General features: G+C 38.8%; 14 protein-coding genes. 10 read left to right on the top strand and 4 right to left on the bottom strand.

Translation table 11 applies throughout. The features are described from left to right. Positions 1-13: 13 nt before the first annotated feature. The 3 genes from DDE80_RS03165 to DDE80_RS03155 all read left to right on the top strand — a co-directional run bounded on the left by DDE80_RS03165 (position 14) and on the right by DDE80_RS03155 (position 3,526). Entirely contained in the window at positions 14-1,105 is a 1,092-nt protein-coding gene (locus tag DDE80_RS03165) for an SDR family oxidoreductase (protein ID WP_427901790.1), read from the top strand. Positions 1,106-1,331: 226 nt separating this feature from the next. Beyond that, positions 1,332-2,099, top strand: a complete 768-nt coding sequence (locus DDE80_RS03160) for a TerC family protein (RefSeq protein ID WP_108306236.1) — start codon at positions 1,332-1,334, stop codon at positions 2,097-2,099. Between the two features lie 80 nt (positions 2,100-2,179). Further along, positions 2,180-3,526 (top strand): TrkH family potassium uptake protein, encoded by a 1,347-nt coding sequence (locus DDE80_RS03155; protein ID WP_108306235.1) that lies wholly within the window; start codon positions 2,180-2,182, stop codon positions 3,524-3,526. A gap of 111 nt (positions 3,527-3,637) precedes the next feature. Here the strand turns inward: DDE80_RS03155 and DDE80_RS03150 are convergent, their stop codons facing one another. After that, positions 3,638-5,377 (bottom strand): B12-binding domain-containing radical SAM protein, encoded by a 1,740-nt coding sequence (locus tag DDE80_RS03150; RefSeq protein ID WP_108306234.1) that lies wholly within the window; start codon positions 5,375-5,377, stop codon positions 3,638-3,640. Between the two features lie 167 nt (positions 5,378-5,544). On the opposite strand from DDE80_RS03150, the gene DDE80_RS03145 reads away from it, so the two are divergent. After that, complete coding sequence (locus tag DDE80_RS03145; RefSeq protein WP_108306233.1) at positions 5,545-5,991, top strand: MarR family winged helix-turn-helix transcriptional regulator; 447 nt, start codon at positions 5,545-5,547, stop codon at positions 5,989-5,991. 50 nt (positions 5,992-6,041) lie between these two features. On the opposite strand, the gene DDE80_RS03140 is transcribed toward DDE80_RS03145, so the two are convergent. The 3 genes from DDE80_RS03140 to DDE80_RS03130 form a co-directional block, all read right to left on the bottom strand. Beyond that, positions 6,042-6,716, bottom strand: coding sequence for a hypothetical protein (locus DDE80_RS03140; protein WP_108306232.1), 675 nt, complete (start codon positions 6,714-6,716; stop codon positions 6,042-6,044). A gap of 49 nt (positions 6,717-6,765) precedes the next feature. Further along, a complete protein-coding gene (locus DDE80_RS03135) occupies positions 6,766-7,380 on the bottom strand; it encodes a CPBP family intramembrane glutamic endopeptidase (RefSeq protein ID WP_108306231.1) in 615 nt (204 codons plus the stop codon). Between the two features lie 84 nt (positions 7,381-7,464). Then, positions 7,465-7,680, bottom strand: coding sequence for a YkvS family protein (locus DDE80_RS03130; protein WP_108306230.1), 216 nt, complete (start codon positions 7,678-7,680; stop codon positions 7,465-7,467). A 108-nt stretch (positions 7,681-7,788) separates the two neighbouring features. Here DDE80_RS03130 and DDE80_RS03125 point away from each other — a divergent pair, with 108 nt between their 5' ends. From DDE80_RS03125 to DDE80_RS03100, 6 genes are all read left to right on the top strand, one after another. After that, the gene (locus tag DDE80_RS03125) at positions 7,789-7,977 is read left to right on the top strand and encodes a hypothetical protein (RefSeq protein WP_108306229.1); all 189 of its coding nucleotides are present in this window, start codon (positions 7,789-7,791) and stop codon (positions 7,975-7,977) included. A 95-nt stretch (positions 7,978-8,072) separates the two neighbouring features. Then, a complete protein-coding gene (locus DDE80_RS03120; RefSeq protein ID WP_427901792.1) occupies positions 8,073-8,927 on the top strand; it encodes an NAD(P)-dependent oxidoreductase in 855 nt (284 codons plus the stop codon). A gap of 91 nt (positions 8,928-9,018) precedes the next feature. Further along, entirely contained in the window at positions 9,019-10,314 is a 1,296-nt protein-coding gene (locus DDE80_RS03115) for an MFS transporter (RefSeq protein WP_108306227.1), read from the top strand. Positions 10,315-10,388: 74 nt separating this feature from the next. Next, positions 10,389-11,297 (top strand): chemotaxis protein, encoded by a 909-nt coding sequence (locus tag DDE80_RS03110; protein WP_108306226.1) that lies wholly within the window; start codon positions 10,389-10,391, stop codon positions 11,295-11,297. A 97-nt stretch (positions 11,298-11,394) separates the two neighbouring features. Then, a complete protein-coding gene (locus tag DDE80_RS03105; protein ID WP_108306225.1) occupies positions 11,395-12,942 on the top strand; it encodes a Ppx/GppA family phosphatase in 1,548 nt (515 codons plus the stop codon). Further along, entirely contained in the window at positions 12,939-15,083 is a 2,145-nt protein-coding gene (locus DDE80_RS03100; RefSeq protein ID WP_108306224.1) for an RNA degradosome polyphosphate kinase, read from the top strand. Before DDE80_RS03105 ends, DDE80_RS03100 begins: the two co-directional genes overlap by 4 nt. Positions 15,084-15,096 lie beyond the last annotated feature (13 nt).

Below are 15,096 nucleotides of genomic sequence, written 5' to 3'. Positions count from 1 at the left end.
CGAAGCAAAGGGGATGTTTTCGTTGAGGAACTATTTTTACACAGGTTTTCCCGGTTTTATTGCGAGCCGGTTAATTGCTGATGCATTTGAACAAAATTTATGTGATGAAGTGTATACGTTAGTAGAAAAATGTAATAGTTTACAAGCAGAAGTTGCTGCCGCTACATTATTAACGCGCTTTCCACATAAAAAAATTCATATTATAGAAGGCGATATTACACAACCACAATTAGGTATAAACGATAAGGTGATGGAGGCGTTGCGTGCGCATATTACGCATGTATGGCATTTAGCCGCGATTTATGACCTAGCTGCGCCTAAAGAAGATGCATACCGTGTAAATGTCCACGGCACAAAGATGGTGAATGACTTCGCACAAAAATTGCCACAGCTCACCCGTTATATGTATTTTAGTACAGCCTACGTGGCAGGTACGCGCACAGGTTTGATTAAGGAAGATGATTTAATACAGCCGCTCCGTTTTAAAAATCATTACGAAGCAACGAAGTATGAGGCAGAGTGTTTAGTAGAGCATTGTAAGGCGATATTACCGATTACTATTTTGCGTCCAGGTATCGTGTGTGGTCATTCGGCAACGGGGGAGACGAATAAATTTGATGGTCCCTACTTTATACTCAATTTAATTGATCGTTTGCGTAAGTTACCGACAGTCCCGTATATTGGTAAATCAAAAATCGCCCTTAATATTGTCCCTGTTGATTATATTGTGCAAGCTGCTAATTACTTAGCATTAACGGATGAAGCGCAAGGAAAAACCGTGCACCTCACCGACCCTAATCCACACCCGATGCAAGAAGTGTACCGTGCGATGGTAAAAGAGATGACAGGTCAATACCCTTTTGGCCATATTTCTTTAACGCTAGCTAAGCAAACATTGCGTTATAAAAAAATGCGTGTATATTTAGGTGTAGAACAACAAGCGATTGATTATTTAAGTTGGCAAGCTACTTTTGATACGCGGGTAGCTACTGCGCTATTAAAAAACAGTCGTATCCATTGCCCTGATTTTATTGAAATATTGCCGACGCTTATTACCTTTTATGAGGCGCATAAAGATGGGAAACGACGCGTCACAATAAAATAATTTGCACACATTGTAGTAGCATGTTATAATAATTTTACAATTCAATAGACCTTATTGACAGTATGTCAAAGGGGAGTAGCTATAAACGATACAATCGTTTACTTTGCGTTCGTCATTACGTGACAATGTCACCGGATGCAATAACATTAACTTGTTTAGCAAGACCTTTGCCTTTTATTAGGCAGGGGTCTTTTTGTTTTGTATAAAACAAGAGGAGTGGTTATATATGGAAGCGATATTACTCGAGTATGGTTGGGTATTATTAGTGCTTGTTGCATTAGAAGGTTTATTAGCCGCTGACAATGCGATAGTAATGGCAGTTATGGTAAAACATTTACCTAAAAAAGAACAGAAGAAAGCTTTGTTTTATGGCTTAATTGGTGCATTAGTATTTCGATTTGCGGCGTTATTTTTAATTGCAACACTCGTGAAATATTGGCAAATTCAAGCGATTGGTGCCGCATATTTACTATTTATTTCGATTCGTAGTTTATATGCTATTTGGAAACATAAAGATACAGAAAATGCGGATATTAAACCGAAAAAAGAATCAGGTTTTTGGATGACAGTAGTAAAAGTAGAAATTACTGATATTGCATTTGCCATTGACTCGATGCTTGCGGCTGTAGCGATTGCAATGACGTTACCACATTTAGGGGATTTTTCAATTGGTGGCATTAATGGCGGGCAATTTTTAGTAATGTTCTTCGGTGGTGTAATAGGTTTAATCATCATGCGTTTTGCAGCACAGTGGTTTGTGAAAGTGCTCAACGACTATCCTTCACTTGAAGCGGCTGCATTTATGATCGTCGGATGGGTTGGGGTTAAGCTAGTAGTGTTAACGCTTGCGCACCCTGGTGTCGCTTTAATTGCAGAAAGCTTCCCACATTCAACACTATGGAAAGCAACGTTTTGGATTGTGTTAGTAGCAATCGCAGTGGGCGGTTATTTAACAGGATTACGAAATAAAAAGAAAGCAGAGAAAAATGCTTAACGTCTGATAAAAATGCGCTATACTGATGGAAGAACAGTTTTATTGCTGTTCTTCCTTTTATTTTGCGAGGAGGTTAAGTTATGCCCTGGAAGAAAGAGAAGAAAGGAATTACACCGTTTCGTTTAATCGTCTCTTATTATTTGATAGCGATGTCGATTTCTTTTTTATTACTTCGTTTACCGTGGGTGCATCAACCCGGTGTTGAAGTATCGTTAATTGATAGTTTGTTTACAGCGGTAAGCGCTGTAAGTGTGACGGGCTTAACGACGATTACAATCGCCGAATCCTATACGACTTTCGGCTTTGTCATGCTACTAATTGTATTGCAGTTAGGCGCTATCGGTATTATGTCGCTCGGTACATTTATTTGGTTGCTCGTAGGTAAAAAAATCGGTATGCGAGAGCGACAGCTCATTATGATTGACCACAACCAGTCCAATATCTCTGGCGTTGTTAACTTGATTCGAGAAATTATAAAAATATTATTTGCGATAGAGCTTTTCGGTGCGGTAGTGTTGTCTATTCATTATTTAAAGTACTTTGATACATGGCAAGAAGCGGTTGTCCAAGGGGTATTTGGTGCAATTTCAGCTACGACAAATGGTGGTTTTGATATTACAGGTCTCAGTCTCCTACCTTTTCACAATGATTATTTCGTACAGTTTATTACGATGTTACTCATTGCACTAGGAGCCATTGGTTTTCCTGTTTTAATAGAAGTAAAACAATATTTACGCAGCCGCAAAACGAATTTTCGGTTCAGTTTATTTACTAAAATTACGACATCAACGTATGCGATTTTATTTGTGGTAGGTGCACTCGTAATTTTTGTGTTAGAGTCTTTTCAATCGTTTAAAGGGATGACGTGGCATGAGGCATTGTTTTCAGCGATGTTTCATTCGGTGTCAGCCCGCTCAGCAGGGCTTACGACGTTTGATGTAACAACATTTAGTGAGTCAACTAACGTATTCATTAGTTTTTTAATGTTTATCGGGGCCTCACCTAGCTCAGTAGGTGGTGGTATTCGTACGACGACTTTTGCGATTGCGATATTATTTTTAATTACGTTCGCGCGTGGTAAAGAAGATATCCAAGTGTTTGGACGTGAAATTTATTTAATCGACGTATTTCGTTCGTATGCGGTCATTATTTTAGCGATCTTTATGGTGCTTGTGGCAACGATTATTTTACTTATTACCGAACCTCAAGCATCATTGATGCAAATCATTTTTGAAATTGCTTCCGCCTTCGGTACGTGTGGTATGTCGCTCGGCATTACAGGTGATTTATCGACAACAGGTAAAGTGGTAATTATGTTACTAATGTTTATTGGACGTGTCGGTCTTATTTCGTTCCTTTACTCACTTGGCGGTAAAACGAAAAAGACGAAATTCCATTATCCCAAAGAACGCGTAATTATTGGGTAAGCGTCATAAAGCCTTGATATATAAGGGTTTGAAGAGTGGGGCAAGATGTTTTGCCCCAATGGAAAGGTTAACAAAAAAGCTACTTGCTGCGGCAAGTAGCTTTTTGTATGTTTAATGGAATGTAGTGAAAAATGGCGCTTCATCTTTACGGAAGTAAGTGAGTAAATACGCACGCTCAGGTACGATACGTCCTTCTGTTAAGTAAGTCGTTACATTAAATGCAAACGGCAGTACGAGCGTATGCTTAAATAATTCACGCTGGTGAATGCCAAAGCTTGCAAAAGTTTCGCCTGCTGTGTGAGCATCTTGATCAAGACGTTCATAAATTGCTTTACGTTCCTCTGTTGATAATTCATTTTTCCACCAAAGTTTACGCGGTTGGAAGTGATGAGCACTTAGGAAGTCAAGTTGCATTAAACTTGTGATGATGGCGATAGGTGCATCCTCACGTGTGTGCAAGAATTCAAGTAAGCGCGTAAATAAATCTTCTAACTGGTGACCAATACGTGACCAACCTTTATTTTCCCAATACGTACCAAAGTCTTGGAAGAAATCAAATGGTGTCTCAAATACTTCGGTTACTAAGTATTCGATTGTATGATCCATGCGGTGGTCATTCCAATATTTTTCGAGCACATCTTCTGCATGTTTAATACGTACGATATCATCAAAAGTAAGCACATTGTTTGAGAAGATTTCGTAAGGCGCTACATCAACATAGGTGTAGCCATATTTCTCGGCTTCTAGACGTAAACCTGTCCCGCGCAGTAGTTTTAAGAAGCCAAGTTGCAGTTCCTCAGGACGCATCGCAAAAACGTCATTAAACGTTTGACGGAAGCTTGCATAGTCTTCTTCAGGCAGTCCTGCAATTAAGTCAAGGTGCTGGTCGATTTTACCGCCTTTTTTAACCATCGTGACGGTGCGTGTTAACTTTTCAAAGTTTTGACGACGCTTCACGAGCTCATTCGTTTCATCATTTGTAGATTGAACGCCAATTTCAAAGCGGAAAAGCCCGGCTGGTGCATTGTCATTTAAAAACTGAATGACTTCAGGACGCATAATGTCTGCTGTAATTTCAAATTGGAAGACCACGCCAGGTTGACGCTCGTCAATTAAAAATTGGAACATCTCCATAGCATAGCTACGGCTAATATTAAACGTTCTGTCGACAAATTTAATCGTACGCGCGCCGTTAGCCATTAAGTAGCGAATATCATCTTTAATTTTCTCGCGGTTAAAGTAACGCACACCTACTTCAATAGAAGATAGGCAAAATTGACAAGAAAACGGACAACCACGACTCGTTTCAATATATTGAATACGTTTACTAAGGAAAGGACGATCTTCTTCTAGACGGAAGGGGCTTGGCATTTCGCGCAAGTCCACTTTCGGTGCTTGAGGATGGAGCTTTACTTTATTATCCACAAGGTAGCAAATATTAGGTACCTTTTCTAACGGTATTTCGCCATTTTCATAGCGCAATAATTCCTTAAAGGCGATTTCTCCTTCATTCATTAAAATATAATCAATAACGCCATCAAGACGACGTAGCCAATCATGTACGTCGTAGGATATTTCAGGTCCACCAAGTACGATTTTTACATTAGGTAATACTGTACGTAGCATGCGTGCAACCGTAATCGTTTCTTCGATATTCCAAATGTAGCAACTAAAGCCTACAACGTCTGGTTTCTTTTGAAATAAATCTGAGACAATATTAAAAGCAGGATCTTTAATAGTATACTCTGCAATTTCAGGGTCAAATTCAGGGGCGACTGCTACTTTTAAATAGCGCAGTGCTAAGTTCGTATGAATGTATTTGGCATTGAGTGTAGCTAAAACAATTTTCATCAATCTATCTCCTTTTCTCCTTATCCATTGTAACAATGAAATAGTGCTCACTCAATCAACATATTCGTCTGTTTTGTTACTATATCGAGAAAAATGCGGCACTTTGACAATCCTTTTCGAAAGTCGCTATAATATGTTAAGCATGAACAAGTGAGAAGGTGAGTAAATTGACGACAGAAGAAGTAAAGCAATCGCTAAAATTATACATTGTCCTTTCTCGTGCGCATAAAGCTATCAACGAGGAGTTACACGGATTTTTTCAAGCGAACGGCGTAAATCCTACGGAGTTTGCTGTACTAGAGTTGCTATATCATAAAGGCCGTCAACCATTACAAGTAATCGGTTCTAAAATCCTATTGGCAAGCGGATCGATTACGTATGTTGTAGATAAATTAGAAAAGCGTGGTTATTTAAACCGCGTGTCTTGTCCTAATGACCGTCGCGTAACGTATGCAGAAATTAGCGAAGAAGGAGAAGCTTTTATGGCAAAAGTTTTTCCGGAGCACGAGTTAATGCTAGCGGATTTACTAGGGGCACTAGATAGTGATGAAAAGGAACAAGCTATTGTGTTATTAAAAAAGCTTGGTCGTTCGATTAAAGATTTATCTTATTAATTTCTATAAAAAATAGGCTACCTAGCAAATGAGGTAGCCTATTTTTGTCGTTATTTTTTTGTAATGGTTGAGGCCATTTGTAAAAATGAAGCGATGGCAGAAGCGTTCGCTTTATCATAAATTGTTAGCTGACCGACTAAACCATTTTGTTCGAAAGCAATAACGTACACGACATCGTTATCAAATGTTGTTTTCCAACCTGTAGCATTCGCTAGTGGTGCTAATTCATTAGCTGATAGCTCTGTAGGTTCGCCTACTGCTTGCATATACATCATGGCATTGTCTTTTACTGAAGCGAATGTATCCTCTTCAGTAGTAGCTACTTGAATACGCATGCTTAAGCCGCTATCTGCTGCTGAAATGATTTGATCACGACCAGGCTCTTCAGCTGTAAACGTAAAGCCGTCTTGTAATGTAACGACGTAAGGCATTTGTGTAGAAGCTGTGCCTGTAGCGCTCACAGTTTCTTTAGGTGCCTCTGTTTTTGTTTCAGGTGAAGCTGTAGGTGCTGTGTTTTCTTCAGCTTTTTGCCCGTCTTCTTGCGCTGCTGTGCTTTCTTTAGCAGGCTCTTTTTCTACAGTATCTGCAGTCGTTTGCTCTTCTGATTTAATTTCAATCGGTTCTTGTTCAGCTTCTTTTGCTTTCTTATCGTCACCTTGTCCACAAGCTGCGATTAGCATAGCTGACAAAGCTAATGTCATCGTAAGTGTTAATTTTTTTGACATTGATAAACCCTCCCTTATTCTACTAGAACGTTTTTAACTAGCAGTAGTTTCATTGTAAAGGTAAAACGAGAAACAGTAAAAGGATAAAAACCATATGTGTAATAATAATGAGGGGCATGCTTCGTTTCCATTCATATAAAAAGCCCCATAGTATACTTACAACAAATGCAGCCAACATCCCAGGGATAAACCCACTCGGTAGAAGTACCATAGCACTAAGGAGTGCGGTAACAACGACGGCAAGGCTTGTTTTCATCATACCTTTAAGCAATTGTTGGACATAACCTCGCCAAAAAAGTTCTTCACCAATAATAATAATAAAAATGAGTAAAACGTAATGGCCAATATGTGCAGGTGCGAAATCTTGTAAAAATCTCGCGATTGGTTTTGCCACTTTAAAAGAAAAGATCGGTGCTAACTCATAGCATGCGCGAATAATACCGTAAGAAACAGTACCATAGCCAATACCGAATAATAAATAGTGCCAAGTAGGTAACTCATCGTAAAATTTTGCATGTAAGATGGCAATTGCTAAACTTACCAAAATGGTGAAGGTATACAGATACCAAAAGACCGCCTTATTATCAAATGTAATGTAGAGCATAATAAACATAAATAATAAGGAGAAGACTAATGTACCTTTTTGTTTATTTGTAATTTGCATTTCATTAACCTCCGCTTACTATACTAACAAAAAAAGAGCTTACCATGAATAATAAAAATGGCAAGCTCTTGAACAAAGCGTTGATTAGGACTGTGCTTCCTCAATAATAGTGTAACGTTTATGATTGATGACAGTACGCTCTTCCATCCCTAATTGCTCGAAGTTCTCCATATATGTTAAATTAACAATAACGGAATTTTCATTGATTTTTTCAACGATACCTTGTAGACCATCACGGAATTCGATAATGTCACCAATTTGGGCTACGATAATATCTTCTTCTTCTTTTTTATCAGTCATTTTTGTCAGCTCCTTTAACAGCTACTACTTATAGTCTACTGATTTTTTACAAAAGGTAAAGTATTTTGCTAAATTTGCATGCAACGAGAGAATCGAGGTGAATAACGTATGGCGGACTATACACAACAATTAGCGCAACTTGAAGCAGGAGAAATCGCCAGTTTAACGATTACAAAAGCGGATTTTTTAGCGTTTCGAGAAGTGTTGATTGCTCATCCTAAGTTTAAACATTTTAGAGGCGAAGCCCATCAAGGTGCTACGATTGTTTATACGTATTTACAAGAAGCACGAGCTTAATGTATGTCAAAGAGGTCCATAAATGTGTTGACCTCTTTTTGTTATTTGTATTTTTCGGAATTTTCAACTACTATTTTTACAAAGGGGGCTAAATGATGAAAATCGGTTTTATAGGTACGGGTGTTATGGGGGCAAGTATTGTCAAACACTTATTAGCAGCACAACATGAAGTAACAATTTACACGCGCACAAAAGCGAAAGCTGAACCACTACTCACAGCTGGTGCGAAGTGGGCTGATTCGCCTCAAGCTTGCGCTGAAAATCAAGAGGTAGTTTTTACAATGGTCGGCTATCCTCAAGATGTTAAAGAAGTAATGGCAGGTATTTTTCAAGCCGCACAACAAGGGGCGATTATTATCGATATGACAACGTCCGAACCGACATTAGCACAAACACTTTATACAGAAGCGAAAGTTAAAAATTTATCCGTGTTAGATGCACCTGTTTCAGGCGGTGATATCGGCGCACAAAACGGCACGCTATCAATTATGGTAGGCGGTGATAAAGCAGCGTTTGATCATGTTTATCCTGTGTTAACTTGCTTTGGTGAAACGATTGTGTACCAAGGGGAAGCGGGCGCTGGTCAGCATGCGAAAATGTGCAACCAAATTGTAATCGCATCAGGTATGATTGGCGTCTGTGAAGCACTCGCTTACGGACTAAAGGCAGGTTTAACGATGGAAGACGTCTTGCGCTCGATTACTACCGGCGCAGCTGGTTCGTGGGCGCTGACAAATCTTGCACCGCGCATGTTAAAGGGCGATTATGCGCCAGGTTTTTATATTAAACATATCGTTAAAGATTTAGGTATTGCACTTGCAGAAAGTGAGCGCATGGCACTCGAGTTACCAGGCCTAGCATTAGCGCATGAAATGTATACGAAGCTGTTAGCAGCGGGTTACGGTGAGGAAGGTACACAAGCATTAATTCGTTATTATGATGAATTGTAAAGCAGGTGTAAAAAGCAATTGAAGATTTTCAAGTGCACGCGACAAATAAAACGGTGTGTGAGATAGTACAAAAAGAAAGTGGGGGCTGAGCATGACACAACAAAGAAGTCAGTATGCGCTATATTTATCGCTCCCTATTTTATCTTGGGCGTTTTATGATTTTGCGAATACCATTTTCTCATCAAATATTAATACGATTTTCTTTCCTTTTTATATGGATGAAGTACTTGGGAAAAATGAAGTTATGCAACAAGTAGCGAGCACTTTTATTTCGTATGCCAATGCATTAGCTAGCTTATTTTTAGTTATCTTCTCGCCGCTATTCGGTGTGATGGTCGATAAGACGGGTTATAAAAAACGCTTTATCGTATGGTTTGCATCCATCTCTATTTTCTTTACATTTATGATGGGGATTTTAGCACCCATGGAATTTGCTTACGCCTATAAGGGTGTGCCACTTAGCTTACTGCTCGTCGTTACTAGCTTCGTTATCGCAAAATTTTTCTTTAATGCAAGTCTCGTTTTTTATGATGCGATGATGCCAGACCTCGGTACGCGAGAAGAGATGCCGCTCATTTCAGGTTTTGGCGTAGCGGTAGGCTATTTTGGCACGCTAGTTGGTTTATTAGTGTATTTATATGTAGGGGATTCGGACTTCCACCGCAGCTTTATTCCAACGGCCGTTTTATACTTATTATTCTCGTTACCACTGTTTTTTATTAATAAAGACACGCCGATTCCTAAAGAGCAGCGTAAGCCTTTTAAGTTTTTTGATGGCTATAAAGATATTATTGCTACTTTTAAAGAGATGAAAGGGCATCGTACAATTTTCACTTTTATGATTGCTTATTTCTTTTTAAATGATGCGATTGCTACAACGATTGCTATGATGGCGGTGTATGCTACAGCAATTATTGGCTTTAGTTCTAGCCAGTTTATTATACTTTACCTCGTTTCTACTATCTCCACTATCATTGGATCGTTTATTTTTGGTCTTATTACTAAACGAGTAGGCGCACATAAAGCGGTGTCGTTAGTAGCACTATTAATGATTGTTGCCCTCGCCTTAGCGGTCTTTGCAACTGAGTCATGGATGTTTTGGATTGCGGGGAGTTTATTCGGCGTATCATTAGGTTCTATGTGGGTAACCTCACGTACACTTATCATTGAATTGTCGCCAGAGGAAAAAAGAGGACAATTTTTCGGACTATTTGCCTTCTCAGGTAAGGTGTCATCTATCATTGGTCCTGCTGTTTACGGAACGGTCACTTTTATGTTGCGTGATTATGGAACGCTAGCGAGCCGCATTGCGCTTTCTACACTAATTGTTATGACGGTTATTGGCTTGCTCATTCATCTGCGCGTAAAGGATAATTCAGTAAATTAGCAAGTAGGAGAAATGTCGTGTCTGTGATACAATTAAGGTATATTACAAACATTTAACGTAAAGGGGCGACTCTCTTGGAACAAACGGGAATTTTACTCGAAAGTGGCACAAACGAACTAGAGATTGTAGAGTTTGATGTGGCCAATAATAAATTTGGTATTAACGTTATTAAAGTGAAAGAAATTATTCAGCCTATCCCTGTTATTTTTGTGCCGCATGCACATGAACATGTAGAAGGGATTATTCAATTGCGCGGTGAAGTGCTACCTGTAGTAGATATGTTAAAAGTACTAGGTATTAAAGATGTAGAACGTAGCCCGCAGCAAAAATATATCGTAGCAGAATTTAATAAACAGCGTGTCGTATTCCATGTGGATAATGTAACGCAAATTCACCGTATCTCATGGGACCAAATTGAAAAACCTTCAGACATGTACCAAGGTGGCGCATCACAAGTTATCGGCGTCATTAAACAAAATGATCAAATGATTTTACTGCTTGATTTTGAGCGCATTATGCTAGAGATTAACCCAGATTCAGGCATTAGTGTAGAATCGGTTAAAAAATTAGGGAAGCGTGATCGTTCTGATAAGAAAATTGTCGTAGCTGAAGACTCACCATTACTGCGTAAACTATTGCATGATACGCTAAGTGAGGCAGGCTATGGTAATGTCGACTTCTTTGAAAATGGGCGAGATGCTTATAACTATTTAGAAACACTCGTCAAAGCAGATCCAAATAAAGATATTACGCAACATGTGCAGATTATTATTACAGACATTGAAATGCCACAAATGGATGGGCATCATCTGACACGAAAAATTAAAGAACATCCAGATCTTGCTGTGTTACCTGTTATTATCTTCTCAAGTTTAATTACCGATGACCTTCGCCATAAAGGTGAGCGCGTAGGTGCAGAAGATCAAATTAGTAAACCAGAAATTGCAGAATTAATTTTACGTATTGACCAATTAATTTTATAATGCAATCCATCTCGTATAAGTAAAACAACACGTTAGATGGTGAACTGCACCCTAGCGTGTTTTTTTACACATCCCAAGCGGAAAGAAGGGCGTTTTTATGCAAACTAAAATGAAGACAGCAATTATCGACATAGGTTCAAATACGGTGCGTCTTGTAATTTACGATTATGATACACGTGAAGGTCTCCATGAACTAGGAAATATGAAAGTAGTTGCGCGCTTGCGTACACATATTTTACCTTCTGGAGAAATGGCAGAAGCAGGCATCGACTTATTAGAGCATACTTTGCAGGATTTTGTGGAAATGCTAGAAGATTTTTCGGTGAGCGACGTCCGTGTTGTAGCTACTGCAGCGATTCGACAAGCTACGAACCGTGAGCAAATTATGGCCAGAATGTCTGACAAGCTTGGGTTGAAAATAGATTTACTATCGGAAGAACAAGAAGCTTACTATGGCTTTTTAGGTGTAGCTTACTCACTAGCAACGCCATCTGCTGTAACGATTGATATCGGCGGTGGCAGTACCGAGATTACACTATTTAAAGATAAGGAATTGTGCTACTCACATAGTTTTCCTTTCGGTACGGTGTCGTTGAAACAAATGTTTGTCAAAGGTGAAGTATTGTCTACAAATGAGCAACAAAAGCTTAATGCCTTTGTGCGTGAGCAGTTTGCGCAAATTGAATGGATTACAAATTGCGGCTTGCCTGTTATCGGAATTGGTGGCAGTGCGCGTAATATTGCGCAAGTACATCAACAACGAAAAAATTATGGGTTAACTGGAGTTCATGGGTATGAAATGACCGCACAAGATTTACGAAAATTAAATGATTTCTTAGGTAATATGACGTATGAAGAGCTCAAACAACTTGATGGGTTATCTTCAGATCGTGCAGATATTATCGTACCCGCACTTTCTGTATTCCGTATTTTGTTAGAAATCGTTAATACAACACGCTTCCAATTAACGAAAAAAGGTTTACGCGAAGGGTTAGTTATGGAGCGCATTTTACAAAAGGATCCAACAGCGTTTGATAAGTATCATGTGTTTGATATTCATGCTAAGCAACTTGCGGCGGAATATCGGCGCAGCGACGTTGAAGTAGCCAATTTAGTCCAGTTAGCTGAAAAAATGTACGACGAATGTTGTCGTTTAAATTTCTTTACGTATGTAGAGGAAGATAAGGAGCTAATCCGTAAAGCTGCTAAAGTTTTTGCGATAGGCGAATATATCGAGCTAAGTTCTTCGAGCCAACATACATTTTACTTAATTGCTAATCAAGCAATTGATGGGTTAGACCACGTAGAGCGTATTAAAGTAGCACTGCTGGCATCCTATAAAAATAAAGATTATTTTTCTCACTTTGTAGAACCATTTGAATCATGGCTAGAGGAAGATGAATTACATAAACTTCGAGACTTCGGTGCCATGTTAAAGTTTGCGTATGCTTTTACTGTGTCAAAGCGTGGTGTAGTGCAAGATATTACACTTACACGCGCAGCGGACGGTGTACATTTAACTGCTAAGTTGCAAAAAAATGCAGCGGCTGAAAAATACCAAGCAGAACGCCATAAAAAACATTTAGAGCGTGTCATTAAAGAAGATATTCATATTTATTATAACGAGGAAGGATTGAATAAATGATGACAGAAATCATTGACGAAACAGCCCATCACACGAATTTACTAGAGGAGATTGCTAAGCCTGAATACTATAATAACCGTGAGCTTAGCTGGTTAGCGTTTAATGAGCGTGTATTAGAAGAAGCGGAAGATATTCATAACCCATTATTAGAGCGCTTAAAATTTTTAGCGATTTTCAGCTCGAATTTAGACGAGTTTTTCATGGTACGTGTAGCAGGGTTACAAGATCAAGTACGTGCTGGCTTTCATAAACCTGAAAACAAGTCAGGGTTAACACCAACAGAGCAACTTACATGTATCGCAGAACGTACGCAAGCGCTAGTTAAGCGTCAAACTGAAGTATACAATCATTTAACACATAATTTACTACCAGAACATAATGTTTTTATGAAAGATATTAATGAATTAACAGCGGAACAAAATAATTATGTCGATGAATTATTTACAGAGACAATTTTTCCAGTTGTGACACCAGTAGCAGTAGATGCGTACCGTCCATTCCCAACATTGCTTGGAAAAACGTTAAATATTTTAGTGTTGCTAGAACAAGAGGATGCCGATCCAGAAAATCGCCAAAAAGTAGCTGTAGTACAAGTGCCATCTGTATTAGGACGCTTTATTGAACTACCGACAACTGAAGAAGGTAAGAGTGAGTTTGTTTTATTAGAAGACGTTATTACAAAACATATTGAACAATTATTCTACGGCTATACGGTAAAGTCGGCACAAGCCTTCCGTCTAACACGTAACGCTGATTTAACGATTCATGAAGAAGGCGCACGCGATTTACTTGTAGAAATCGAAAAAGAATTGAAAAAGCGTAAATGGGGCGTAGGAAGCCGTTTAGAAGTACGAAAAGGTGAAATGAGTGACGAAGTACTCGCTTATTTACTGAAAGAATTTGAAATTGAAGAAGCGGATGTCTTCCATATTGATGGACCGTTAGATTTAACATTCATGTTCCCGTTTGTGAAGGCGATTTCAGCAGGTCGTGAGCACTTAGAGTATGAGAGCTTTATTCCACAGCGTCCATTAGATTTATGTTCAGATGAAGATATTTTTGAAAAATCATTACAACAAGATGTGTTCTTCCACCATCCATATGAATCATTTGCACCTATCGTCGATTTTATTGCTGAGGCAGCTGTTAATCCAGACGTGCTTGCAATTAAACAAACGCTGTATCGTGTAAGTGGTAACTCGCCAATTATTCAAGCGTTAAAACAAGCAGCAGAGAATGGTAAGCAAGTTACGGTACTTGTAGAGTTAAAGGCACGTTTTGATGAAGAAAACAACGTGCATTGGGCGAAACAGCTAGAACAAGCAGGTTGCTTGGTTATTTATGGTATGAATAACTTAAAAACACACTCGAAAATCACGTTAGTGGTACGCCGTCGTCAAGGTAAAATTGAGCGCTTTGTTCACCTTGGTACAGGTAACTATAATGATGCAACAGCTAAAATTTACACAGATATGGGTATCATTACTACAGATAAAGAGTTTGGTATTGATGCGACAAACTTCTTTAACTATTTAAGTGGTTATACAGAAAAACCTAAATTTAACCATTTGGTCGTAGCACCATTTGATATTCGTGATGAATTTATTAAATTAATTGATGATGAAATTGCTTGTCATAAGCAATTTGGCAATGGCCGCATTCGTGCAAAAATGAATTCATTAACGGATAAAGATTTAATGATGAAGATGTATGAGGCGTCAATTGCAGGGGTGAAGGTAGAGCTCATCATTCGTGGTATTTGTTGTTTACGCCCAGGCATCCCAGGCATTAGTGAAAATATTACCGTAACTTCAATCGTTGGTCGCTTCTTAGAGCACTCACGCATTTACTGCTTTAATAATAATGGTGATGAGAAGATTTATTTATCATCAGCCGACATGATGACACGTAATATGATTAAGCGTGTAGAAATTTTATTCCCAATTTATGATGCGGCAGCGAAAGCGCGTATTCAGCATATTATGGATTTACAAATTGCGGATACAGCGAAAGCACGTGTGCAAGGGGCGGATAGTAAATACCGTTATAAGGATGCAGATCGCGGTCTTGATGCGAATTTATTAAACAGCCAAGAAATTTTCTTACAAGAAGCATTAAGTGCAATTGTCAATGAAGAATAACTTACAATAAAAA

The organism is Metalysinibacillus jejuensis (assembly GCF_003057615.1).
GTDB classification, from domain to species: Bacteria; Bacillota; Bacilli; order Bacillales_A; family Planococcaceae; genus Metalysinibacillus; species Metalysinibacillus jejuensis.
The sequence above is the reverse complement of the archived record's forward strand: the minus strand, read 5'-3'. Positions and strand labels throughout refer to the sequence as shown.